The organism is Elioraea sp. Yellowstone, from assembly GCF_006704265.1.
Taxonomy (GTDB): Bacteria; Pseudomonadota; Alphaproteobacteria; order Acetobacterales; family Acetobacteraceae; genus Elioraea.
Genome location: NZ_VIKA01000300.1, coordinates 1 through 975 on the forward strand (window position 1 = coordinate 1; position 975 = coordinate 975).

Genomic DNA, 975 nt, shown 5'->3' on the forward strand with positions numbered 1-975 from the left:
GACAACCCGTTGGAATCACAACCCGCCGTGACCTCCCAACCCTCGTTCCCACCGCATTCCGAAACAGCCTCTGAGAGCAGGGCCACGAGATCCTGCAGCTTGCCGCGCCGGAACTCGGACGTGAATGCCACGCGCAGCATGTCGGTGTAGGAAGGGTCGTAGAGGCCGTCGTTGACGTCCTTCAACCACCGCATTTTCGGAAGGAACTCGGACGAAGCGAATGCCTTGTCGCCCTTCTCGATGCGCGAGAGGAACTCGGGCGCGACGGCCAGATGGCAGAAATAGTCGATGGCCTTGCGCAGCATGTTGCCGCCGTAGGTGTCGTTGGCCGCGATCTTCGACATGGCGAAGTCCGCCTGGCTGAGTGATGCGCCGGCCGAATTGACCCGGATGAAGATCTCGGTGACTGTCTCGATATCGAGGTCTTCGGCCAGCTCGATGATGCCGACCTGGTTGTTGATGATCTTGCGGACCTTCTCCAGCACCAATGAAATCTGGTCCTGATCAGTCTCTGGATTGCGCGCTGCATATTCACGCGTGAGCTTGGTAAGGCTGGCGTCAGGTGCAAAGACCGTCGCCAAGTCGGCAATCCATGAGGCGTCCTTTTGGATGGCCGGATTCGAGACCTCGAAGCGCTCTTCGACCGGGTGGAACGCGATCCGAATGCGTACGGTCTCGTAGTCCTTGGTCAGCACCTCCTGGCCGAGCAACGCAGCCATAAGCGCGGTGACGCGCTGTTGCCCGTCGATCAGGATGCGCTTGCCGGACGATGTCGTACCGTCCTTCAGCCGGACAGATGGATTTCGCCAGGCGATGAGGTATCCGACCGGATAGCCCTGATAGAGGGAGTCAAGCAGGTTCCGGACCTTTGTCGCATCCCACACGAAGGGACGCTGGATCTCAGAGGCTGTTTCGGAATGCGGTGGGAACGAGGGTTGGGAGGTCACGGCGGGTTGTGATTCCAACGGGTTGTCG

General features: G+C 59.9%; 1 protein-coding gene. It reads right to left on the reverse strand.

Annotated elements, in window-relative coordinates; genetic code table 11:
* Window positions 1-975: DUF262 domain-containing protein (locus tag FK498_RS18825; RefSeq protein ID WP_141857249.1), on the reverse strand; the 975-nt coding region annotated here is incomplete at both ends.